This window comes from Streptomyces sp. MUSC 14, from assembly GCF_001866675.1.
Taxonomy (GTDB): domain Bacteria; phylum Actinomycetota; class Actinomycetes; order Streptomycetales; family Streptomycetaceae; genus Streptomyces.
In genome coordinates, this window is the sequence record NZ_MLYN01000074.1 from 78265 (window position 1) to 98842 (window position 20578).

A 20578-nucleotide genomic window follows, 5' to 3' on the forward strand; every position below is an offset into this window, starting at 1 on the left:
GCCACGGACCGGAAAGGTCGGCATCCGCATGACCACAGCCACTCCTCTGCCTGCCGCCCTGACCGGCAGACTCCTCGGGGACGCCACCTGGGGCGTCACACACCGCGTCGAGAAGCAGGCCGTAGACCCTGCCGAACTGCTCACGTCGGACGACATCCGGCGCCTCCTCGACGCCAGCCTCCTCAAGTGGCCCTACTTCACCCTGCTCAAGCACGGTGAGGTGCCCACGGTGTCCTCGTACACGACGAAGCGCGACGTGATCGGGCACAAGGTCGCCGGATTCGCCGACTCCCGGGCCATCGGCCGCCACATGGCGGGCGGTGCCTCGCTCAAGCTGAACCAGGTGGGGGACTGGCACCGGGGCACCCGCGACATCGCGCGGGAGCTGGAGGAGATGCTGCCCGTGGCGGTCAACTCCTACGTCTTCTGGACGCCCGAGGAGTCGCGCGGCATGCTCCCCCACCGGGACGCCGCCCATGTGCTCGCCATCCAGCTCGAAGGCCGCAAGGAGTGGCACCTGTACGCCGAGCCCGACCAGATCGGCGCCTCGGCGGGCCTGGACGTGGACGCGTCCCGGCCCACCCACGTCTTCACCCTCGAACCGGGCGACGTGCTGTATCTCCCGCACGGCTGGCCGCACGACGCGGTCGCCCGCGGCGGCGACTCCCTCCATCTGACGTTCACCCTCACCGAGCCGACCCCGGAGGACCTGGTCGACGCCCTCCTGCGGCGGTTCCTGGACGACGAGCACGATCTCGTCCACCACTTCCAGACCCGCCCGCTCCCGGCGCGCACCAGCGAGGTCCGCTCGGCCCTGATCGAGCGGGTGCGGACCCTGGACGGCGCCCACTGGACGCGTACGGCGCTCGAGACGATGCGGGAGGCGATCGGCTGATGACCACCACCACGACCACCGAGATCCGCGAGGCCGCCCCGGCGGCGGAGCAGGCCGGGTACGACGGGGTGCCGACCAGCCTGGAGCACCTGGTCGGCGACGCCGACGCCTTCTTCCGCGACCACTGGGCGAACCAGCCCGTCCTGCTGCGCGCGCACAGCGACCTCACCCGGCTCATCACCGAGCAGGAGATGTGGGACGAGGTCGAGTGCGGCCTGCTGTCCCGGCCGTACTTCACCATCTTCAACGAGGGCGTGCGCACGGCGATCAGCGACATGACCCGCAAGCGGCGGGTCGTGGGCCACGAACTGACCGGCTACATCGAGCCCGAGCGGATCCGCGAGGACTTCGCGGCCGGCGCCACCTTCAAGTTCAACCAGGCCGAGCACTGGCACCCGCGCATCCGCACCCTCGTCAAGGCCATGGAGCCGCACTTCAGCGGCGGACTGGAGTCCTTCGTCTTCCTCAGCCCGCCCGGCAAGACGGCGATGCAGGCTCACTACGACGGCGCGCACGTCTTCATCCTCCAGGTCGCCGGCGTCAAGGACTGGGTGGTGGGCCGCATCGACGAGACCTCCACCGGCGACTCCGTCCTGCACGAGGGCGCGATCCCGGAGGACCGCCGCGTCGAACTGACCCTGCGCCCCGGCGACGTGCTGTACATGCCGCACGGCACCCCGCACTACGCCACCGCACGCGAGGGCAACTCCATCCACGTCGCCGTCACCGTCGAGGAGCCCACCGCGCACAACCTCGCCGAGGTGCTCCTCGCCGGTTTCCTCGGCGACCCCGCCTTCCAGGCCCTGGACGGCAGCCACCACCGGCACTCCCTCCGGGAGCGCACCGAGCTGCTGCGCGAGGCCCTGCTCACCCATCTCGGCGCCGCCGACGAGAACGCCGTGACCCGGGCCGCCGTCACCCTGCGCAGGGAGCACCGGTGACCGGGCTGCGAGTGTCCCGCCGCGCCCCCTGGATGAGCGGCGGGGGGCCCGCAGCCGTCACCGAGGGAACGCTGCGCACCACCGGCCTGGAGGACACCTGGGCCCGCCTCGCCCCGCAGCTCTCCGCCCGCGGTATCACCCGGGTCGCCGACCTCACCGGCCTCGACATCCTCGACGTGCCGGTGTGGACGGCGATCCGGCCGGCCGCCGCCACCCTGGTCGCCAGCGCCGGCAAGGGCATCTCGCACACCGCCGCCCGTATCTCGGCCGTCATGGAGTCCGTCGAGGTCGCCGTCGCCGAGCAGGCCCGGCCCGCCGTCACCGCCCATGACACCGCCCGTGCGCTGGCCCCGGGCTACGTGGTCGGCGAACTGTCCCTGCACCCCGTCTCGCTGGCCGACGACCGCACCGTGCTCGACTGGACCGGCGGCTGGGACCTGGCCGGCGGCGCGTCCGCCCTCGTCCCGTCGGCCGCCGTCGGGCTGCGCGGCTGGGCCGGCGACCACTGGCAGCCGGCCACCTTCGTCACCACCACCAATGGTCTGGCCTCGGGCAACGACCACGTCGAGGCCGCGCTCCACGGACTGCTGGAGATCGTCGAACGGGACGCCCTCGCCCGGCTGCGCGAGGGCGACGCGGTCGCCACCGACCTGGACACCGTGGGGGACAGGCTCGGCGCTGTGGTCGCCCGGATCCGTGCCGCCGGAGCCGATGTCGCCCTGGAGCGCATCCCCTCCGTGCCGGGCACCTGGGCGTACACCTGCTGGCTCACCCAGCCCGAGATGTGGCAGATCTTCGCCGGGTCCGGCTGCCACTCCGACCCCGCGATCGCCGCCGAACGGGCCCTGCTGGAGGCCGTACAGAGCCGGGGCTCCACCATCAGCGGCGGCCGTGACGACATCCCCGAGTGGACCTTCCGCCGCCTGGGCGCCCCCGCGGACCGGCCCCGTCCCGCGCCGCGGCGCACCGAGCCGATGCCCCGCGCGACCCTGCCCGCCGCATCGCTCGGCGAGGTGCTGGACGGGCTCGTCGCCGCCGTGCACCGCGCCACCGGCCGACCCGTGATCGCCGTCGACCTCACCCCCGGCGGACAGCCGTGGCCCGCCGTCGTCCAGGTCTTCGCGCCGGGGCTCGGGCTCGCCCTGCAGCACCCCCGCCCGCAGTCCCTCGCCAGCAGGAGTTTCACGTGACCCCGCGCCGCATCGCCTTCGTCGGCCCGACCCTGCCCGAACGGCAGCGGCCCGCGGGCCCCTTCGTCTACCTGCCGCCCGTGAAACACGGCGACCTCTTCGACCTGTGCCTGCGGCCGGGCGACCAGGTGCTCATCGTGGACGGCGTCTACCAGCACTTCGCGCCCATCCGGCACAAGGAGATCCTCGCCCAGCTCGCCCGCGGTGTGCACGTCGCGGGCACCGCCAGCCTGGGCGCGCTGCGCGCCGCCGAACTGGACGGCTTCGGCATGCAGGGCCTCGGCCAGGTGTACGCCGAGGCCCGCGCCGGACGTCTGGTCGCCGACGCCGACGTCGCCGTACTCCACGCCGACGACAGCGCGGGCGCCCGCCGGCTGACCGAGGCGATGGTGTCCGTCCGGCACGGGCTGGCCGAACTGGTCGGGGCACGGCGGCTGGACCCGGGCCGGGCGGCCCGCCTCGAACAGGCCGCCGCCCGGCTGCACTTCACCGAACGCTCCGCCACGGGCCTGCGCCACGCGGCCGGCCCCGACCGCGATGCCATGCAACTGCTCCTGGACCACCTGGAGCAGCACGGCGACATCAAGACCCGCGACGCCCGCCACGCCCTGGACGCCCTGGCCGCCCACCCGGTGCCGCCGCCCCCCGCCTGCCCCGGCAGCGCCGACGCCTGGCCCAGCTCCTACGGCAGGGAATGGGACTTCGAGCACCAGCCGCTCAAGCCGGGCTCCACCGTCAGCGCCCGGCTCGCCCTGGCCTGCATGCAGTTGTTCGCCGTGGACTTCCCCCAGCGGCATCTCGCCTACAGCCTGCGCCTGGCCGCCGCCACCACCGGCCGCACCGGCTCGGCCGGCCGGCTCCTCGGCGCGGCCGGGTTCGCCCCCGCTCCCCGCCCCGACGCCAAGCTGGCCCGGGCCACCGAGGCCACCGCGGGCTGGAGCGCCGACGAACGGTTGCTCGCCCGCACCTTCCGGCTGCCGCCGGGCCGTCTCGTCTACCAGGAGCTGCCCGCCGAAGCGGTCGCCGGCAGCACCCTGGACGAACTGGAGGAGCGCTGCCTGAGGCTGCTGCTGCCGCCCGCCGCGCCGACCGCCCCGACCACGCACCGGCACGCCCTGCTGCGGGAGTTGTGGCGGGCCGGATCGGACCACGAGTACCGGCTCAGCGCCCTGGAACGCGGCTTCCGCGACACCGCCGAGGCCGCCCGGCTGGCCGGCGCCTTCGACCTCGCCCTGGTCGCCCGGCTCCTGCACGCGCCGGCGGCGGCCGCATGAGCCCCACCGCACCGGCCACCGCCGCGATCGACCAGACAGCCCGGATCGCCGAAGGCATGGCCCTGGCCGAGTCGCTGTGCGTGGAGCCGCGTCCCACGGAGGTGGTCGCGTACGGCGGCGACGGGCTGCTGCTGCGCGTCGACGTCCCCACCCGGCACGGCGCCGAGCACCCGCACCTCGTCCACTACCGGCGCCGCCCCGACGGCGGCTGGGAGTCCACCTGGACGGTGTCCTGGGGCACCCAGGCGCTGCCCGTGCCGGGCGGATACGTGTGCGTCCGCCGCGCCGAGGGACGCACGCTCACGGAGCTGCGCCCCGCCGACGGCGGCCCCGAACAGGCCCTGCTGACCAGCCAGGGACGGGTCGGCGCCCTCGCGCCCCGGCCCGGTGGCGGCTCGATCGCGGTGACCACCAGCACCTTCGGCGGCCCGGGAGAGCATCCCGGGGGCCTGCTGGCGGGTTCCGACGCCGTCTGGGCCGAGGGCTCCGACATGACGCTCAGCCATGCCAAGCAGCCGCAGGGCGAGTGGCAGGTCCACCTGGTCCCGCTGGACGGCACCGCCCCGCGCCGGCTCACCCCCGACGTGCCCGCGGACCTGGTCCTCACCGGCGAGGCCGCCTGGGCCGGACCGGCCACCCTGCTCCTCGGGGTCTACCGCCACCACCGCCACGGCGTACGCAACTTCGGGCTGCTCGCCCTCGCCGTCGACGGCGGCGACGCGACCCGGGAGCTGTTCTCCGACACCGTCGACCTGTGCTATCCGGTGCAGGGCCCCGACGGACAGGTCGCCTATCTCGGCACCACACTGCGCCACGGCAACGAGCCCGTCACCCAGGTCGCCTGCCTCGTCGGAGAGAAGCTGGACCCGCCCGTCCTGCTCGCCGCCGAGCACGGCCTGTGGCAGCGCCCGGTCGGCTGGGACGGTGCACGCCGGCTGGTGTGCACCGCCGAGTCCGGGCCGCGCCGCCGCCTGTACGTCCACGACCTGGACCACGCCGCATGGCGGCCGGTGCCCCTCGCGGCGTCGGTGATGAACGCCCGGATCCACTCCGGCCGGGCAGCCGTCCTGACCTCCGCCCCCGACACACCGCCCACGCTGTCGGTGACAGGGCTCCACGACGGCGCCGGCGAGCACGTCGTGTCCGCGGAGGCGCCACCGCTGCCGGGCACGCTCCAGTACCGGCCGCAGCGGATCCCCGGCATGGACGGCCAGGTCGCGAGCTGGGTGTGCCTGCCCGAGCGGGTCCCGGCCCGCGGCACCGTCGTCTTCTACCACGGCGGCCCGTTCAAGAGCTGGACCGAATGGTCCTGGCGGTGGAACCCGTGGCCGTTCGTCGCCTGCGGCTTCGCCGTCGTACTCGTCGAACCGCCGTTGAGCCTCGGCTACCCGGACGCCCTGCGCACCGGCTGGCGCCAGTGGCGCGGCGGAACCGTCACCAGCGCCGCCGCCCAGGTCGAAGCGGTCCGCGCCGCGGAGGCCCTGCTGGACGCCCCGCTCGCCCTCATGGGCGGCAGCTTCGGTGGCTACCTCGCCCTGAACACCGCCGAGTCCCTCAACCCCGATCTGGTCGTCGCGCACGCCTCCCCCCTCGACCTCACCCAGGTCGCCGAGGGCAGCGACGTGGGCTGGCAGTGGATACGGGAGTTCGGGGACCCCACCGAGTGGCGCCCCCTCTACCAGATCAACAGCCTCCCGCCGCGCGCCGTACGGCCCGGCACCCGGGTGCTGCTCTCGCACGGGCTGCACGACAGTCTCGTCCCGCCCACGGAGACCCTGCGCACCCACCGCGCGCTCGCCCGCCAGGGCGTCCGCAGCGAGGTCGCGTTCTTCCGCTCCGAGGCCCACCCGCTCAGCCGGCCCGGCAACATCCGCGCCTGGTACCGCTGGATCCTGTCGGCCGTGGCCGACGAAATGACCCCGGGCGCCCCCGGCCTCACCCCGCAGGAGGCACCATGACGAACCGGCACGTGGTCACCCGGTCCGCCCTCGGCGACGGCCTCACCGGCCTCGGCGTAGGTCCCGGCGCCACTGTCATCGCCCACACCTCGCTCAGCTCCTTCGGCTACGTCGTCGGCGGCGCCCAGAGCGTCCTGCTCGCCCTGCGCGACACCGTCGGCCCCCGGGGCACCCTCGTCATGCCCGCCTTCACCCCCCAGCTGTGCCATCCGCGGACCTGGCGCGCACCCGACCTCGCCCGCGCCGCCGCCGACCCGGACACCGCCGCCCAGATGCCCGCCTTCGACCCGCTGCGCACCCCGGTCGCCCGCACCATGGGCGTGCTGCCCGAACTGCTCCGAACGCAGCCCGGCGCCCTCCGCTCCGGCCACCCGCACGTCTCCTTCGCCGCCCAGGGCCCCTTCGCCGGCCGTATCGTGCGCGACCACCCGGCGGCCTGGCGGCTCGCCGCCCAGGGCCCGCTCGGCCGGCTGTGGGACCTGGACGCCACCGTGCTGCTGCTCGGCGCGCCCTGGGAGAAGTGCACCGCTCTGCACCTCGCCGAGTACGCCACCGCGTACCCGGGCCGGCGCACCGGCCTGTGGGCGGTGCCCGAAGCGGACGGCCGCGGCCGCACCCGCTGGCACGAGGTGCCCGAACTCCTCGTGTGGGAGGGGGACTTCAACGCACTCGGCGCCGCCTACGAGGCCTCCGGCGAACCGCTCGCCACCGCACGCGTCGGCGGCGCGCTCTGCCGGGCCGTACCGCTGCGGCCGCTCGTCCGCTTCGCCTGCCGCTGGCTGGCCGAACACCGCGACCTGAGCCGGGGGGTGCCGCCGCCCGGCTGGCGCGAAGTGGTGGATGCTGGGGCCCCGTTGCCCGCCGGACGATTCGGCGCGGCACACCCCGAAGCGGCCATCAAGGAGCGGACCACATGACCCACGAGGTGTCCCTGCGACCCGTCACGCCCGGCGATCTCGACCTGTTCCAGGGGGAGTTCGGCACCGAGGACGGCACGGGCCCCTACCAGTGGTTCGGGTACACCTCCACCCACCGGCTGCGCGCCCGCTTCGCCGAGGACCGGCTGCTCGGCCCTGACGGCGGCGTGCTCACCGTCACCGCGCAAAGCGCCGCCGTGGGCCGCGTCGAATGGTTCGCCTCGACCTGGGGACGCCCCAGCACCTCGTCCTGCTGGACCATCGCCATCGGGCTGTTCCCGGCCGCCCGGGGCCACGGCACCGGCACCGCCGCCCAGCGCCTCCTGGTCCGCTACCTCTTCGCGCACACCCGGGCCGAACGCGTCCAGGCCTGGACCGACCACGCCAACCTCGGCGAGCAACGAGCCCTGGAGAAGGCCGGCTTCACCCGTGAGGGCGTCCTCCGCTCCGCCCAGTGGCGGGGCGGCCGCTGGCACGACCAGGTCCTTTACTCGGTGCTGCGCACCGACACACCCCTGTGGGACGAGGAGCCCCGATGACCCCGCAGCCGACCACCCTGCGCCTCGACAACGGCCTGCGCATCCTGATCCAGCCGCTGCCCGGCTGCCAGGTCGTCGCCACCTGCCTGCACGTGGGCACCGGATTCCGCAACGAGCCGGTCGCGGGCGCCGCCCACCTGCTGGAGCACGTCCTCGCCCAGGGCGCCTCCAGCAGCAGGCCGCTCACCGACGCGGTGGCCGCCACCGGCGGCACCGCCAACGCGCGCACCGCGGCCGACTACACCCAGTACACCGCCATCCTCCCGGCCGGCGCGCTCGACCTGGGGCTGCGCATCGAACACGACCGGCTCACCGACCCCGACCTCGGCGCCGGCCACGTCTCGGCGCAGATCGCCGTCGTCCAGGCCGAGATCCGCCGCAACATGCTGCAACGCCCGCACGGCGGGCTGGTCCTGTTCGACCTGCCCGCCCTGCTGCACGACACCTGGGAGAACCGGCACAACGGTTACGGCGACATCGAGGCCCTGGAAGACCTCGGCCCCGCCGAACTGCGCCGATTCTTCGAGGAGTCCTACGCACCCGGCGACGTGCACCTCGCCCTGGTCGGCGACTTCGACCCCGAGTACGCCCGTGACCTGGTGGCACAGCGCCTCGCCCCGGTGCCGGCGCGTACCGGCCGGCCGCACCCCCACGTCCCGGAGGCCCCGCTCACCGCCGACCGCCGGGCCCTGCGCACCGAACGGATCGCCCGCACCGCGCGCACCGCCCTCGGCTTCCGTACACCCGACCCGGCCGGCGAGCCCGGCGCCCACCTCGCCACCGTGCTGCTCGGCGAAGTGCTGGACACCCTGGGCACCGACTGCGGCTGCCACCCGGGCACCCGGCGCACCTGGGGCGCGTTCCGGGCCCGCGCCCACCGCACCGGCAACCCCTTCGACGTGGCCCGCGACGCGCTGTTCGCCGTGGACTTCCCCCATCCCGTGGACACCGAGCCGGACGAGGCCGAACACTGCCTGCGCACCGTCCTCGCCGCCGTCGCCGACGGCACCGTACGGATCGCCGAGCCCCTGGCCCGCATCCGCAGACAGCTCTCCCTCGCGCTCCACGCCGAGCTGGACTCCGTGGCGAGCCAGGCGTCCTGGCTGTGCGTCGGAGCCGCCGTCCACGACGACCCGCTCCACCTCGCCGGCCTGCCCGGCGCCCTGCACCGGCTCCCCGACACCGAGGTGGCCGCCGTCGCCGCCCGCTACGCGGCGGCCCCCGCCGCCCGCCTCACCAGTCTCCCGGCCCCGGCGACGCCCTCCGCGACCGCGACCGGCCCCGCCCGGACAGGAGCCGCAGCATGACCGCCCCCGTCGCACCCCGGCCCGCGCCCGCGCAGCCCGAGCCCGTCCCCGGCTTCGCCGCCCCCACGTACCGCGAGCGGGCCACCCGGCACGGTACGGCCGTCGCCGTGCGGCGGGCCGGCACCGGTGAACTGACCGAGGGCAGGCTGCTGTTCCCGCTGTCGTCACCGCCCGGCCCGCACCAGACCCGGGTCGAGGTGACCGCCGAGGCACTGCGCGACGCCCTCACCGAGGCCGCCGCGGACCTCGCGACCGTACGGGTGGAGGCGCGCAGCGACCGGGCCGTCATCGCCGTACGCACCTTCGCCGACGACTTCGCCGCCACCTGCACCCGGATCCGCGACTGCCTCGACGCCGGCCGGCCGCACACGGCCCGGCGGGTGCGCGAGGCGGCCGACCGCGTCGCCCGGCGGCTGACCGCCGCCGAACCGGCACCCGCGCTGCTCGCCCGCACCGGCTTCCTCGCCGCCGTCTACGGCCCGCACCCCTACGGCCGGGCCGCGACCGCTGCCGATGCGGCCGAGGTGGCCGGCCCGCACACCGAGGCCCTGCTGCACAGCGCCGGCCCAGCCCGCCGCCGTGCCGTCGCCGTCGGCCCGGGCCCCGTCGAGGAACTCCTGGCCCAGGCGAGCGGACTGCTGCCCCGGGCGAGCGGCACATCGCGCGAGGAGACCGCCGCACCGTCGGCGTCCGCCCCGCGCCCCCGCACCACCGTGCTCCACCCCGCCACCCCGCAGACCCTGCTGCGCCTGGGCGGCCTGGTGCCCGGCCGGGGCCACGACGACTACCCGGCACTGCAACTGGCCGTCCTCATGCTCGGCGGCTACTACGCCAGCCGCCTCACCCTCGTCCTGCGCGAGCGCTCGGGCCTCGCCTACGCGCCCCGCGCCGTCCTGGACCCGCTGGGCCCGCGAGCCGTGCTGACCGTGGAGGCCGACGTACGGCACGACGGCGCCACCCGCGCCCTCGACCTCGTCGCCGAGGAGACGGAGCGTCTGGCCGCCGGCGACTTCACCGCGCAGGAACTGCGCAACGCCCAGAACTACGCTGTCGGTTCCATGGCGATGGCCTGCTCCTCCAGGTCCGGGCTGGCCTCGACGTACGCCGCGGTGCTGGCGAGCGGCCTGCCCGCGAGCTGGCTCGCCGGATACGAGGACCGGCTGCGCGCCCTGACCCCGGACGACGTGGCCCGCGTCGCGGCGGCCCACCTGGCCGCGCCCGGTCTGACCGGAGTGGTGGTGGCCCCCGCCTGGACCCCTGGCCTGCCGACGCTCGCGCCCGCCGGCACCTGAGGCGCACCGCTCCGGAACGACGACGATGGGACCCACGGTTGTGAAAACGCTCATTCAGCGCACGTTCTCGTCGCTGCGCGGACCGGCCAGGACGCTCGGCGCCCTGCACTTCGTCGACAGCCTCGGCAACGGCCTGTTCATGGCCGGCTCCGCGGTCTACTTCGTCACCGTGGCTGGCCTGCCCGCCACCGTCGTCGGCCTCGGCCTCTCCCTCGCCGGCCTCAGCGGCTTCGTCGCCAGCCTCGTCTTCGGCCGGCTGACCGACAGGACGGGCGCCCGGCGTCTGCTCTCCGTGCTGCTGTTCGTGCTGGCCGGTGCCTACGCCCTCTATCCGGCCGTGCACTCACCCGCCGCCTACTTCCCGGTGGTCATCCTGATCGGCGCCCTGGAGTACGGCTGCGGCCCGGCCTTCGGCGCCCTGATCGCCGAACTGGTCCCGGACGGCGAACGCGTGACCGCGCGGGCGGCGCTGCGCTCCCTGTTCAACGCCGGCTTCTCGGCCGGCGCGCTGGCGGCCGCCGCGCTGATCTCCCTGGGCAAGGACACCCTCGGGCTGCTCCCGCTCGGCGACGGACTGACCTTCCTGGCGGCGGCCGCACTGGTGCTGAAGCTGCCAGCGACCGACGCGCGGGCCGCGGCCGACGGCGGCAAGCCCTTCCGCGTCCTGCGCGACCTGCCCTTCCTCGGCGTCATCGGAGCCTCCAGCATGCTCGCCCTGCACAGCGCGGTGCTGCTCGCCGGAATCCCGCTGTGGATCGTCAGGAACACCCATCTGCCGCACGGCGTCGTCCCGTTGATCCTCGCCGTCAACACGGTCCTGGTGGTCCTCTTCCAGGTGGCGGCGGCCCGCGGTGCGGAGAACCTGGACGGTGCCGTCGGCACGGCCCGCAAGGCGGGACTGGTGAGCGTGCTGGCGTGCGCGGCCCTCGCGGCGGGACAGTTCACCGGATCCTGGGGCACCGGCGCGATCGCGCTCGTCGCGGTCCTGCTGTTCACCCTCGCCGAACTGTGGCAGTCGGCCAGCGGCTTCGGCCTCGGCTTCGGCCTGGCTCCCGAGCAGGCGCGCGGCGAGTACCTCGGCGCGTTCCACCTGCACGTCGTCATCCAGGCCACCCTCGGCCCCGCCCTGGTCTCCCTCCTGGTCGTCGGCCACAACTCCCTCGGCTGGCTGGCCCTGGCCGCCGTCTTCCTGACCGGTACGGCGGCGATCGGCCCGGCCGTCACCCGCGCCCGCCGCAACCTGCCGGCGGAACAGCAGGAGCCCACGGCCGACCCCGAGCCCACAGCCCGGCCGCAGACAGCCGCCTGACGATTCGGCCGGCCGACGCTCCGGCCGGACCCGGCTGCCCTCCCGGAGCGATGCGCCACCCCCGGTCGAGGCCACTGCGAAGCCGGCCCCGTCGAGAAGAACCTGAAGGCCATCGGCCATCGGCCACCGGACCGACGGCGTCGCCGTGAACAAGGCCGTCGACGATCTCGGCCAGGCCGTGCACAACGTCTGCGCATCTGCCCTCCCGGAGCGATGCGCCACCCCCGGTCGAGGCCACTGCGAAGCCGGCCCCGTCGAGAAGAACCTGAAGGCCATCGGCCATCGGCCACCGGACCGACGGCGTCGCCGTGAACAAGGCCGTCGACGATCTCGGCCAGGCCGTGCACAACGTCTGCGCATCCGTCACGAACGCCGACAGGCGACCGGACGTCAGCCCGGTCGTGGCATCGTCGGTCGAACCGACCACTGCGCGCACGGAACAGAGAGCGGCCACCGCCGGTCCGGTGCGGTGAGGCACTCGGAGCGGCGGTGGCCGTTGGGCCGGGCCGGACGGGGGAATCGCGGCCCGGGGTCGGGGTGGCGGGTCAGCCGATGTACTCGGGCTCGCGCTCGTGCCGGGCGCCGGGGACCGGGGCGGCGGCCGGGAAGCGGTGGAGCTTCTCGCCCTCCACGTCCATGTTCGGCAGCAGCCGGTCCAGCCAGCGCGGCAGCCACCAGGCGGACTTGCCGAGCAGGGCGAACAGGGCCGGGACCAGGGTCATGCGGACCACGAAGGCGTCGAAGAGGACGGCGGAGGCGAGGCTGAAGCCCATCATCTTCACGAAGTCGTTCGTGTCCAGGATGAACCCGGAGAAGACGCTGGTCATGATGATCGCGGCGGCGGTGACGACCCGTCCGCCGTAGCGGAAGCCGGTGACCACCGCGTCGGAGGGGCTCGCGCCGTGGACGTAGGCCTCCCGCATCCGGGCGACGAGGAAGACCTCGTAGTCCATCGCGAGTCCGAAGACCACACCGACCATGAAGATCGGCAGCGTGCTCATGATCTGGCCCTGCTGGGTGATGCCGAGCCCCTTGGCGAGCCAGCCCCACTGGAAGACCGCGACGACCGAACCCAGTGCCGCGCCGACCGAGAGCAGGAAGCCCAGAGCCGCCTTGAGCGGGACGAGGACCGAGCGGAAGACCAGCATCAGCAGGAGGAAGGCGAGGCCGACGACCAGCCCCAGATAGGGCACGAGGGCGTCGTCGAGGGTCTGGGAGAAGTCGATGTAGAGGGCGGTCGTGCCGGTGACCAGCACCGTGGCGTCGCCGGAGGACCGGAAGTCGTCCTTCATGCCGCGGATCGTCCGGACCAGTTCCTCGGTGGCGTGGTCCTGCGGACCGGTCTTCGGTACGACGGTGATGATCGCCGTGTCACCCGCGGGGTTGGTGACCGCGGGGCTCACCCTCGCGACGTTCCCGACCTCGGCGAGCCGCTTGCCGACCCGGCTCGCCGCGGCGGCCGTGTCCTTGGCCTGGACCGTGACGGTCAGCGGGCCGTTGAAGCCGGCTCCGAAGGAGTCGGACAGCATGTCGTACGCCTTGCGCTGGGTGGTGTCCTTCGCGTACGTGCCCTCGCTCGGCAGACCGAGCTGCATGTCGGCCGCAGGGATGGCGAGGGCGCCGAGGCCCGCGACACCGACGAACAGAACGGCCAGCGGACGGCGGACGACCAACGCGGCCCAGCGGGTGCCGAGGTTCGGCTTCACACGCGCGGCCCGCTTGTCCGCCCTGCGCTGCTGACGGGCGCTCAGCGGCTTGCCGTAGAAACGCTTGCGCTCGGCGCGGGGCATGACCTTGACCGGTGCGAAGCCGAGCAGGGCGGGGACGAGGGTGAGGGCGACGAGGACCGCGATGCCGACCGTGCCGGCCGCGGCGAGGCCCATCTTGGTGAGCATCGGCACGTTGACCACGGCGAGGCCCGCAAGGGCGATGATCACGGTGAGGCCGGCGAAGACGACGGCGGTGCCGGCGGTGCCGACGGCGCGCGCCGCGGCGTCCTGGCGCTCGCGGCCCTCGGACAGCTCGGAACGGTAGCGGGAGATGACGAACAGGGCGTAGTCGATGCCGACCGCGAGGCCGAGCATCATCGCCAGCGTGGTGGTGGTGCTCGACAGGCCCAGGGTGGAGCCGAGCGCGGTGATCGCGGAGGTGCCGATGGCGACGCCGATGAGCGCGGTCACCAGCGGCATGCCCGCGGCGATCATCGAGCCGAAGGTGAGGATCAGGACGAGGGCGGAGATCAGGATGCCGATGCCTTCGGCGCCGCTGCCCGAGCTCGCCGCCAGCGGGACCGCGTCACCGCCGGCCTCGACGGTCAGACCGCTCCTGCGGGACTGGGCGAGGGCGTCGGTGAGGGCCTTGTGGGCCTTGTCGTCCAGCTTGGTGGCGGCGACCTTGTAGGTGGCGACCGCGTAGGCCGTGGTGCCGTCCTTGCTGACGGCGTTCGCCTTGAACGGGTCGGACACCGCGACCACGTCGGGTGCCGTGCCGAGCCGGGCGACCAGGTCCTCGACCTTGGCCTTCTCCTCCGGGTCGGCGAGCTTGTGGCCCTGCGAGGCGCGCAGCACCACACGGGCGGTGGCGCCGTCCGCGTTCGCCGCCGGGAACTTCTCCTTGAGCAGGTCGAACGCCTTCTGGGACTCGGTGCCCGGCATGGAGAACGTGTCGGCGGGCGGTGCGGGCGCGGAGGAGGCGGCGACGCCGATTCCGACGAGGACGGCGAGCCACAGCAGGGTCACCAGGCCGCGTCGCCGGAAGGCGAAGCGGCCCACTGATGCGAGGAAGGTGGCCATGTCGTACAGACTCCTGCTCTCAAGCGGTGTGAGGGGATGGGTGGTGCTGTCGCGATGTCCGTGGGGCCGCGGCAGTCGTGACCCCACGGTGCACAGCGTCGTCAGGATCACTTGAGGCGTATTGGAAAGAAGCTCGAGCTGGGCCTCGAAGAGTGTGCGTACCGAGTTCGGATTCCTTGGAGTGCCCGAGGGGCACGGACGGAGGCGGAGGCCGAGATGACGACCGTCGAGCTGGTGGGAACCGCCGAACGCACCCTCCAGAACCAGAAGTTCGCCGCTCTGTACGCGGAGATCCAGCGGTTCTACGCGCACCAGATGCAGATCCTGGACGCGCACGACACCGAGCGCTGGGCGGCCACCTGCACCGAGGACGCCGTCTTCGAACTGCCCTGCCGGTCCGCTCCGTTGCGTGTGCGCGACGGGCTCGCCCCCTACGTGCGCGCGGGCGCGGCACGGCAGCGGCGGGCCGGCAGCCGTCTCGACCACTGGGTCGGCATGCTCGACGTGCATCCCCAGGCGGACGGGTCGCTGCACACCCGCTGCTCGGCCGTGGTGTGCCTCGTGCCGGGCGGCGGCAGCTCCAAGGCCCTGTACGCGTACGTCATGGAGGACGTCCTGGTCCGCACCCACGGCGAGTGGCGCACCGCGCACCGCCGGGTCACCCGGGACGACCTGGCCTAGGGGGAGCGAGACGGAGCGCCGCTGCAGCTGAACTCGAAGTTCCGCGCAGGGCACGGGACGTGGGGCACGCCCCGTGTCTACCGTGGGCCGTGCACCATCTCCTCCCCGTCCGCGCCCGCCTGCCGTCTCCTGACGAGGGCGGGCGCGTCGACGTACGGGCACCCTGGATCTCCGGGACTCCCTCGCGCGTGGCGGACAGGGCTTGAGAGCGGTTCGAGGCTCGCTCGTGGCGGCGGCCGCCGCGGCCGGGACGGGGCTATCGTGCTAACTCCCGCCCCTTGTCCGCCCGCTGGTCGTCGGGCCGGACGGCGGAGTCTCTCGTCGATGGAGTCGCCATGCAGAAGGCGGTAGAGCCGAAGCTGCGCCTGTTCGTGTTCCACCACTCCGGTGGTTCGCATCTCGCGTACCGCGACTGGCCGTCCTGTTTCCCGGCCGACTGGGACGTGCACACCCCCGACGCACCGGGCCGCGGCCTGCGCGACGCACGTCCGGCGCTGACGGATGCCGGCGCCGTGATCGACCACTTCCTGCACGAGCTGGACACCCGGCTGACGGGCCACTACGCGCTCTTCGGGCACAGCATGGGCGGACTCGTCGCGTACGAACTGACGCGCCGGCTCGTCGACCTGGGCCGTCCGCCGGTGTGGCTCGGCCTGTCCGCACGCGGCACGCTGCGCCCCGACGGGGAGGCCACGCACCGGCACCTGCTGTCCGACGCGGAACTGCGCCGGGAGCTGGCCGCGATGGGCGGTACGCCGTCCACGCTGCTGGACGACGAGGAGCTGTGGGACATGTTCGCGCCGGTCATCCGCGCGGACCTGCGCATGAGCGAGACCTGGCGCACGAAGCCCCTCACCGCGCCGCTGCCGGTCCCCCTCTCGGTGTTCGGCGGCACCCGCGACCAGGTGGCGCCGCCGCACCGGCTGGACGGCTGGGAGGCCGCCTCCGAGCACTTCCTGGGCCGGCATCTGTTCGACGGCGACCACTTCTACTTCCGGGACCGGCTCCAGGAGGTCACCGGGCGGATCCAGGACGATGTGCGCCGCGCCCTGCTGCTGGCCCGGGAGCCGTCCCCGGTGACGCGATGACCGTCCTCGACCGCCCCGCACCGGCTGCGGCGCGCGCCGAGGCGACCGAGTTCCGGCTGCTCGGCCCGGTGGTCGTGTACGACGGCGCGACCGGGACGGGCATCGTGCCCTCCGGCCCCAAACAGCGGGCCCTGCTCGCCACGCTGGTCATCCACGCGGGCGAACGGCTCTCGGTGGACCGCCTGGTGGAAGAGCTGTGGGGCGACCGGCCCCCGTCCAACGCGCCGAACGCCCTGCACACCCACGTCGCCCGGCTGCGCCGGCTGCTGCCCGCCCCGGGCCACGAGTGGATCAGCACCCTGCCCACCGGATACCTGTTGCGCCTGGGCCGTGCCTCGACCGACGTGGCCCGCTTCATCAGCCTGTCCGGGCAGGGCAGGGCGGCGGTCCCCGAAGACCCGCGACACGCGACCCGACTACTCGGCCATGCCCTGTCGTTGTGGCACGGCCAGGCTCTGCAGGACAGCCGTAACGGCCCCCTGTGCACGGCCGAGGCGGACCGTCTGGAGGAGCAGCGCCTCACCGCCCTGGAAGCCCTGTACGAGGCGAACCTGAACTGCGGAAGGTGCGCGGAGAGCATCTGCGACCTGGAGCGGCTGACCGCCGACCATCCGCTGCGTGAGCGCTTCTACGACCTGCTGATGGTCGCCCTGTACCGCAGCGGCCGGCAGGCGGAGGCCCTCGGTGTCTACGAACGGGCCCGCCGCCGTCTGGTCGCCGTGCTCGGCGTGGAACCGGGCCCGGCCCTGCGGTCCCGCCTGGAGGCGGTCCTCAACCACTCTCCCGCGCTGCCGGCCGCGCGTTCCCACCGCCCGGACCTGGCGGCGCAGGTGGCGCAGCTTCAGGCCCGGATCGAGCAACTGGAGCGGAACCAGGAGGACCTGCTCCGCAGAATCCAGGTCCGGGAGGAGCACGCGGGCCGATAGCCGGATGTGGCCGGCTTCCCTACGGCAGGCTGGTGAACGCGGCGAAGACGTCGTCGAGTTCGTGGGTGTGCACGGTGAGCGACTCGGCCGTGACCGCCGCCGCGTCGAGGACCGCGAGCACGGCCCGAAGGGTCTCGACGCCGGCGTCCGCGGGGATCCGGAGGGTGAGCGTCGCGGGGTCACCCCACGGGTCGCCGAAGCCCGGTCCCGATCCGGTGGCGAAGGCGGCGCCGGCCCGCTCGAACGCGATCGCGTCGGCGAACCGCAGCCGGACGATACCGTCCGGCGGATCGTTGCGGGCCGCCTGCGGGAACCCGGTGTCACCGTACTCGGGGGCGCGGGCCGGCCGGTCCGGCTCGTGGTCCTGGTACGTCGGCAGGAAGCTCAGGCTGCACGGGCCCGGGGTCCCGGGCCCGAGGGGGCGGTCGTCGTCCGACGCGCCGGCCTCGGCCAGGGCGTTCAGCAGCACCAGTCTGACCTCGGGCGACAGGGCGGCGGCGAGCCGGCGGGCCAGCCCCGGGGCCTCGCCCCCGTCCGTCCCGGCCGCGACGACCAGCTCGTGGACGAGGTCCGCCGGCCCCGGTGCGGGCGGCTCCACGGCGTGCAGGGTCCGTGCCGAGCCGGCGTGCTGCCGGTGCTGTCGCTGTCCCCACTCCTCGTTCACGGCAGGACCTCCGCCTTTTCCGGGTCCGGCACGATCACCGTGCCGACCCCGTCGTCGGTGAACATCTCCAGGAGTACCGAGTGCGGTATCCGTCCGTCGATCACCCGGGCCGCACCCACGCCGCCGCGCACGGCCTCCAGGCAGCCGGTCATCTTGGGGACCATTCCGTCGCTCAGCTCCGGCAGGAGCTTCTCCAGCTCGTCGGCCGTGAGCCGGGGGATGACCACGTCGCTGTGCGGCCAGCCCGCGTACAGACCCGCGACGTCCGTCAGCAGGACGAGTGCCTCGGCGCGCAGCGCGGTCGCGAGCGCGGCCGCCACGGTGTCGGCGTTGACGTTGTAGACCAGGCCGTCCTCGGCGCTGCGGGCGAGCGGTGACACCACCGGGATACGGCCGTCCGCCAGCAGGCTGTCCAGGGCACCGGTGTCCACGCCGGCGATGTCGCCGACCCTGCCGATGTCCACCGGCTCCCCGTCGATCCACGGCACGTGCCGCACCGCGGTGAGGGTGTCCGCGTCCTCGCCGGTCATGCCGACGGCGAGCGGGCCGAAGCGGTTGATCAGCCCGACCAGTTCGCGCTGCACCTGGCCGGCGAGGACCATCCGCACCACGTCCATCGCGGCCGGCGAGGTGACTCTGAGCCCGGCGCGGAACTCGCGCTCCAGGCCGCGCCGCGCCAGCTCGGCGTCGATCTGGGGGCCTCCTCCGTGCACCACCACGGGCCGCAGCCCGGCGTAGCGCAGGAAGACGATGTCGCGGGCGAAGGCCGCCGTGAGGTCCTCGTCGACCATGGCGTGTCCGCCCAGCTTGATGACGACCGTACGGCCCTGGTGGCGGGCCAGCCACGGCAGGGCGTCGCCCATCGACCGGGCCTTGGCGAGGGCCGGGTGCTCGCTGACGGTCATGAGAACCTCGCACGCCGGGGGACGGTGCCGCCGACCGGGCAGTTGGCGCTCATAGGAACGACTCCTTCTGTGCGGGACCGCGGCCATGGGCCGGCCCCGATGACCGGTGGACATGCGCTTGAGTGCGACACGAAAGCACTTGGCTGTGATGCGGGCTCTTGGGAAGGTGATGACCTGTCGGCCCGGTCTGTGGTCGCGTTCGCAATCATCGCGGCGAACGCGGATGGACGGAATATCAATTCCCGTCAACTCGCCGGAAATGGCGGTGGCTTCTCTTCGGGAGTGTCCCGCTGTCGCGTCACGTACTGTCAACAGGACAGTGGCTTTCCACTCGCATACGAATCGTGGACGACTTGAGCCGGAGTGGAGCCGCGCTGCCTCAGGCCGCCGAGCGTGCGACGTCCACGGGGCGGATGCTCCCCAGCTCCCGCTGGGTGCGCCGCAGCACGATCGAGTCGGCGATCTCGCCGCTGCGCACCGCGATGTTCGACAGCAGGGCCGACGACAGGCCGTGGGTGTGCTCGGTGCCGCCCTGGAGGTAGACCCCGCAGTTCAGTCCCGACGCGCTGACGAGGCGGTAGTCGCGCTCCACCTGGTGCCGGCCCGCCCCGTCGCGCAGGAAGTGCCGGTCGAAGTCGCCGAGCAGGCGGGCCGGGTCCAGGCCGTCGTAGCCGGTGGCGAACACCAGCGCGTCGACGCCCACGTCCTCCGTCCGGTCGTCGAGCACCGAGCGCAGGACCACCCGCGTCCCGCTTCCGGCGCGTTCGACCTCCTCGACCCGGGTGAGGTTGCGGAAGTGCAGCCGCTGGGTGCCGCGCACCTGCTCGTCGTACGACCGCTGGTACAGGTCCCGGATGACGTCCGCGTCGACCACCGAGTAGTTGGTGTTGCGGTGGTAGCGCCAGAACGAGTCCCGGGCCCGCTCGGTGCCGAAGTAGTACTCGTCGACCGCGCTGGGGTCGAACACCTGGTTGGCGAAGGGGGTGTCGTCGGCGATGGAGTAGCCGTACGACGGGATGACCGCGGAGACCTGGGCGTGCGGCAGCGCGTCGTGGAAGAACCGGACGATCTCGGCCGCGCTCTGGCCGGCGCCGACCACCATGACGTTCTTGAGGTCCGCCGGGTCCTGTGCGTTGAACCTGCCCAGGAACTCCGAACTGTGCCACACCCGTTCGTCGGAGGTCACGCCCTCCGGCAGCCGCGGCACCAGGCCCGACGCGAGGGCCACGTTGCGTGCGAGCACCACACGGGTGCCGCCGCTGTCGCGCACCTCGATCTCCAGGAGGTCGGACGCGTCGGACCCGGCCTCGGCGACGGGCCGGATCGAGGTGACCTCGGCGCCGTAGGTGACGCGGTCGCTCAGGCCCGCGGCGGCCCACTCCAGGTACTGATGGAACTCCTGCCGCGTCGGATAGAAGTCCTGGGTGTTCACGAACTGCACCAGCCGGTTCTGGGTGTGCAGGAACGAGATGAAGCTGAACCGGGACATCGGATTCCTGAAGGTGACCAGGTCCTTGAGGAACGAGATCTGCATGGTCGTCGACGGCAGCAGCATGTTCCGGTGCCAGCCGAACGCGGGCTGCCGCTCGAAGAAGTGGGACGTGACCGGATGCTCCGGCGTGCTCGCCCCGTGTTCCTCCAGGGCGATCGCGAGCGACAGGTTGGACGGGCCGAACCCGATTCCGACCACGTCGTAGATCTCCTGGCTGCTCCTGCCCGTTACGTTCATGAGAATGCTCCCGATTGCGTCTGGAAAACTCGACCGGTGGCCTGAGGGACCGCTGTGCGATTTCCGGCTTGGCAAAACCTTGCCACGATGTTGGCAAGCTGCTCCTGAGCTCTCGTCTCGGGGCGCTGGAGCGCTGACTGAGTCGCTGGTCAGAGGGGCAGAATCGGAGTC

General features: G+C 73.5%; 17 protein-coding genes. 13 read left to right on the top strand and 4 right to left on the bottom strand.

All coding sequences use genetic code 11. From position 1 onward, the window contains the following. The first annotated feature begins 28 nt into the window (after positions 1-28). From BIV25_RS39495 to BIV25_RS39540, 10 genes are read left to right on the top strand one after another with little or no spacing between them, the layout of a single operon-like run. Entirely contained in the window at positions 29-895 is an 867-nt protein-coding gene (locus BIV25_RS39495) for a JmjC domain-containing protein (protein ID WP_071377376.1), read from the top strand. Continuing rightward, positions 895-1836 carry a JmjC domain-containing protein gene (locus BIV25_RS39500; RefSeq protein WP_071377377.1) on the top strand — a complete coding sequence of 314 codons (942 nt, stop codon included), beginning with the start codon at positions 895-897 and terminating at the stop codon, positions 1834-1836. Before BIV25_RS39495 ends, BIV25_RS39500 begins: the two co-directional genes overlap by 1 nt. Then, positions 1833-3026, top strand: coding sequence for a YcaO-like family protein (locus BIV25_RS39505; protein WP_071377378.1), 1194 nt, complete (start codon positions 1833-1835; stop codon positions 3024-3026). The genes BIV25_RS39500 and BIV25_RS39505 overlap by 4 nt, the downstream gene beginning before the upstream one ends. Further along, positions 3023-4300, top strand: coding sequence for a TfuA-like protein (locus BIV25_RS39510; RefSeq protein WP_071377379.1), 1278 nt, complete (start codon positions 3023-3025; stop codon positions 4298-4300). Before BIV25_RS39505 ends, BIV25_RS39510 begins: the two co-directional genes overlap by 4 nt. Next, positions 4297-6258, top strand: coding sequence for a S9 family peptidase (locus BIV25_RS39515; RefSeq protein ID WP_071377380.1), 1962 nt, complete (start codon positions 4297-4299; stop codon positions 6256-6258). The genes BIV25_RS39510 and BIV25_RS39515 overlap by 4 nt, the downstream gene beginning before the upstream one ends. Further along, on the top strand, positions 6255-7175 hold the full coding sequence (locus BIV25_RS39520) for an aminoglycoside N(3)-acetyltransferase (RefSeq protein ID WP_071377381.1): 921 nt from the start codon (positions 6255-6257) through the stop codon (positions 7173-7175). The genes BIV25_RS39515 and BIV25_RS39520 overlap by 4 nt, the downstream gene beginning before the upstream one ends. After that, positions 7172-7714 carry a GNAT family N-acetyltransferase gene (locus BIV25_RS39525; RefSeq protein WP_071377382.1) on the top strand — a complete coding sequence of 181 codons (543 nt, stop codon included), beginning with the start codon at positions 7172-7174 and terminating at the stop codon, positions 7712-7714. The genes BIV25_RS39520 and BIV25_RS39525 overlap by 4 nt, the downstream gene beginning before the upstream one ends. Next, positions 7711-9021, top strand: coding sequence for a pitrilysin family protein (locus BIV25_RS39530; protein WP_071377383.1), 1311 nt, complete (start codon positions 7711-7713; stop codon positions 9019-9021). Before BIV25_RS39525 ends, BIV25_RS39530 begins: the two co-directional genes overlap by 4 nt. Further along, positions 9018-10313: a pitrilysin family protein gene (locus BIV25_RS39535; protein WP_071377384.1), complete on the top strand. Its 1296-nt coding sequence runs from the start codon at positions 9018-9020 to the stop codon at positions 10311-10313. The genes BIV25_RS39530 and BIV25_RS39535 overlap by 4 nt, the downstream gene beginning before the upstream one ends. A gap of 40 nt (positions 10314-10353) precedes the next feature. Beyond that, positions 10354-11622: an MFS transporter gene (locus BIV25_RS39540; protein ID WP_071377385.1), complete on the top strand. Its 1269-nt coding sequence runs from the start codon at positions 10354-10356 to the stop codon at positions 11620-11622. 545 nt (positions 11623-12167) lie between these two features. Here the strand turns inward: BIV25_RS39540 and BIV25_RS39545 are convergent. Next, entirely contained in the window at positions 12168-14414 is a 2247-nt protein-coding gene (locus BIV25_RS39545; protein ID WP_071377386.1) for an MMPL family transporter, read from the bottom strand. Positions 14415-14630: 216 nt separating this feature from the next. Here BIV25_RS39545 and BIV25_RS39550 point away from each other — a divergent pair, with 216 nt between their 5' ends. The 3 genes from BIV25_RS39550 to BIV25_RS39560 all read left to right on the top strand — a co-directional run bounded on the left by BIV25_RS39550 (position 14631) and on the right by BIV25_RS39560 (position 17109). Next, a complete protein-coding gene (locus tag BIV25_RS39550) occupies positions 14631-15095 on the top strand; it encodes a nuclear transport factor 2 family protein (protein WP_071377387.1) in 465 nt (154 codons plus the stop codon). 335 nt (positions 15096-15430) lie between these two features. Continuing rightward, positions 15431-16183, top strand: coding sequence for a thioesterase II family protein (locus tag BIV25_RS39555; RefSeq protein WP_071377388.1), 753 nt, complete (start codon positions 15431-15433; stop codon positions 16181-16183). After that, positions 16180-17109: an AfsR/SARP family transcriptional regulator gene (locus BIV25_RS39560; protein ID WP_071377389.1), complete on the top strand. Its 930-nt coding sequence runs from the start codon at positions 16180-16182 to the stop codon at positions 17107-17109. The genes BIV25_RS39555 and BIV25_RS39560 overlap by 4 nt, the downstream gene beginning before the upstream one ends. Before the next feature lie 19 nt (positions 17110-17128). Here the strand turns inward: BIV25_RS39560 and BIV25_RS51725 are convergent, their stop codons facing one another. The 3 genes from BIV25_RS51725 to BIV25_RS39575 form a co-directional block, all read right to left on the bottom strand. Further along, a complete protein-coding gene (locus BIV25_RS51725) occupies positions 17129-17773 on the bottom strand; it encodes a hypothetical protein (protein ID WP_071377390.1) in 645 nt (214 codons plus the stop codon). Then, the gene (gene argB, locus BIV25_RS39570) at positions 17770-18678 is read right to left on the bottom strand and encodes an acetylglutamate kinase (RefSeq protein ID WP_071377391.1); all 909 of its coding nucleotides are present in this window, start codon (positions 18676-18678) and stop codon (positions 17770-17772) included. The genes BIV25_RS51725 and argB overlap by 4 nt, the downstream gene beginning before the upstream one ends. A 379-nt stretch (positions 18679-19057) precedes the next feature. After that, the gene (locus tag BIV25_RS39575) at positions 19058-20407 is read right to left on the bottom strand and encodes a lysine N(6)-hydroxylase/L-ornithine N(5)-oxygenase family protein (RefSeq protein ID WP_071377392.1); all 1350 of its coding nucleotides are present in this window, start codon (positions 20405-20407) and stop codon (positions 19058-19060) included. Positions 20408-20578: the final 171 nt, after the last annotated feature.

Excerpts from the sequence above, each read along its gene's own strand:
- BIV25_RS39495 (WP_071377376.1), top strand. The coding sequence starts at position 29 with ATGACCACAGCCACTCCTCTGCCTGCCGCCCTGACCGGCAGACTCCTC.
- BIV25_RS39500 (WP_071377377.1), top strand. The coding sequence starts at position 895 with ATGACCACCACCACGACCACCGAGATCCGCGAGGCCGCCCCGGCGGCG.
- BIV25_RS39515 (WP_071377380.1), top strand. The coding sequence starts at position 4,297 with ATGAGCCCCACCGCACCGGCCACCGCCGCGATCGACCAGACAGCCCGG.
- BIV25_RS39520 (WP_071377381.1), top strand. The coding sequence starts at position 6,255 with ATGACGAACCGGCACGTGGTCACCCGGTCCGCCCTCGGCGACGGCCTC.
- BIV25_RS39525 (WP_071377382.1), top strand. The coding sequence starts at position 7,172 with ATGACCCACGAGGTGTCCCTGCGACCCGTCACGCCCGGCGATCTCGAC.
- BIV25_RS39530 (WP_071377383.1), top strand. The coding sequence starts at position 7,711 with ATGACCCCGCAGCCGACCACCCTGCGCCTCGACAACGGCCTGCGCATC.
- BIV25_RS39535 (WP_071377384.1), top strand. The coding sequence starts at position 9,018 with ATGACCGCCCCCGTCGCACCCCGGCCCGCGCCCGCGCAGCCCGAGCCC.
- BIV25_RS39545 (WP_071377386.1), bottom strand. The coding sequence starts at position 14,414 with ATGGCCACCTTCCTCGCATCAGTGGGCCGCTTCGCCTTCCGGCGACGC.
- BIV25_RS39550 (WP_071377387.1), top strand. The coding sequence starts at position 14,631 with ATGACGACCGTCGAGCTGGTGGGAACCGCCGAACGCACCCTCCAGAAC.
- BIV25_RS39555 (WP_071377388.1), top strand. The coding sequence starts at position 15,431 with ATGCAGAAGGCGGTAGAGCCGAAGCTGCGCCTGTTCGTGTTCCACCAC.
- BIV25_RS39560 (WP_071377389.1), top strand. The coding sequence starts at position 16,180 with ATGACCGTCCTCGACCGCCCCGCACCGGCTGCGGCGCGCGCCGAGGCG.
- argB (WP_071377391.1), bottom strand. The coding sequence starts at position 18,678 with ATGACCGTCAGCGAGCACCCGGCCCTCGCCAAGGCCCGGTCGATGGGC.
- BIV25_RS39575 (WP_071377392.1), bottom strand. The coding sequence starts at position 20,407 with ATGAACGTAACGGGCAGGAGCAGCCAGGAGATCTACGACGTGGTCGGA.